Origin of the sequence: Janthinobacterium saanense (genome assembly GCF_014200675.1) — a bacterium.
GTDB lineage: Bacteria > Pseudomonadota > Gammaproteobacteria > Burkholderiales > Burkholderiaceae_D > Janthinobacterium.
Genome location: NZ_JACHCI010000043.1, coordinates 1 through 1,786, shown reverse-complemented (window position 1 = coordinate 1,786; position 1,786 = coordinate 1). Strand labels below are relative to the sequence as shown.

Annotated in this window: 2 protein-coding genes; both read left to right on the top strand. The window is 56.4% G+C overall.

Annotated elements, in window-relative coordinates:
- The coding region (locus tag HDE72_RS27540; protein ID WP_183748781.1) for an effector protein Tle3 domain-containing protein at positions 1-831 on the top strand (831 nt) is incomplete at its 5' end.
- 128 nt (positions 832-959) lie between these two features.
- On the top strand, positions 960-1,786 hold an 827-nt coding region (locus HDE72_RS27535; RefSeq protein ID WP_183748779.1), incomplete at its 3' end, for a type VI lipase adapter Tla3 domain-containing protein.

Below are 1,786 nucleotides of genomic sequence, written 5' to 3'. Positions count from 1 at the left end.
CTGCGCGTGCCGGTGGCGGCCGTTTTGAATGGCGGCGAAATCCTGCCCGCCCAATTTCCCAGCACTTCCAGCCAGGCCAGGCTGCCCCGCGACCAGCAAGGACCATGCGAAGAAGTCGACCCGATCGACGCCGCCATCGCCATCACCAGCAAGCAAGGCTTGCAACAACGGCCCCAGGAAATCATCGCCGACCCGCGCCCGCCAGGGCAGCGCATACCGGAATATGGCTCAGGCCTGTTCGGCGCGGGCGAAAGAGAGCAGGTGGAAAAAGCCCTGAACCTGGGCAAGGAACCAGGCGAGCGCTGCAGGATAGAGCGCGTCTCGCGTTACCCGGGCGGCGGCGACAAGCTGCTGATTTACCGAGAAGAAACCCCGGATGAAGCACGCAAGCGCTGGCAACAAGAAGTCAGTCCCAAATCCTTCCACGGCGCCATTATCGGCAATGCGGAAAACCACTGCAATGTGACGGCGTATGACGTGGCCATTGGTGGCGGCAAGGCGAGCAGCGATCCGAGGTTTTACCGGTATTTATGTGCGGTGGCGGATTGGCGGTTGCAGAACGATATAAACACACGTAAACGGCCATCCATTCTCAGATGGGAAGAATTCTTAGAGCAGTTTGATATCTATTGGGCCGCCGAACCCGAACAGCGCAGACAGATCATTGAAGGTAATGTTCGTTATTACAGCTCGGGACACTTACCGGCCTGTATCCCGGCCTTGCAGGCCGGCCTGCCCTCCACCGTCGTGTGCGAAATAGTCAACGGCAGGCGCACAGAGTCCGTGACGGTGCCATCCGTGCACAAACCCAGCGACGAGATTCCAAAATGAAGCATTTACTCTCTAGCCCGCAATCCGCGTTAAGCACCATCCTCATCATCCTAGCACTGCTAATACTTTGCTTATTTATCAGTCCATCAGTAGCGCCCATTAGCTTATTTTCTTCACAGGAGCCGTCGATGAGCAGCAAAATAGGCCTGTATCTGCAATGGCTGTTATTGATTCCTCCCATCGTGGCCGCAAGCTTGCTGGGCTCACGCTGGATGCAGTCACACAAGCCTGCGGCAATAGATAAGCCCACGATACAACAGGCTGCCCCCAGCGAACAGGAAAAGCGGGAATATGTGCTGGAGGTGATCAGCATGGGCGTCACCCTGGATAAATACCGCCAGGGCAAGCTCTGGGAGGCGCTACAAAAGGGAAATGCCCATACCAGCATACGGGAGCAGGACAAGGAAAAATATCCCTGGGATGCCTCAGAAAGATCCGGCATTTCAGGGGGGCGAAGTGGCGATGCACTGGAAAACGGTGCAAATAATATTCCCATGTACTTTGGCGTACCCGTGTTTAACGCAGAACCGCCAGTATTTAATTCGCGCATGGTGGATCGGCCAGATAATCCGCTCATGGGTTTCGCTGGCGATACTTCCTCCTCTGGCCTGCACTGGCACCTATTCCTTGTCGGCCCACGCCGTTTTAATGAACATCCAGACCGTATATTGGAAGATGTGTTCGCATTTTTTGACGCCAACCCTGACGTGCCCTACATCGTGCTGAACTCAGAAGACAGCATGCCGACACGTAACCTATACCGCCCAGACAAATCTCCCTCACTCGTCAAGAACGGCCGCTACATCCCCGAAATGCCTGACGCTTCCTCCCTGTTCGTGCTGGCGCGGCGTGAACGTATTGACGCAGTGCGGAAGTTTGCCTACGACGATGCGCCGCCCGAGGCCAGCGTCGATGACCTCAACACCTATGGCGTGGCGCGGCGGCTGTATCTGGC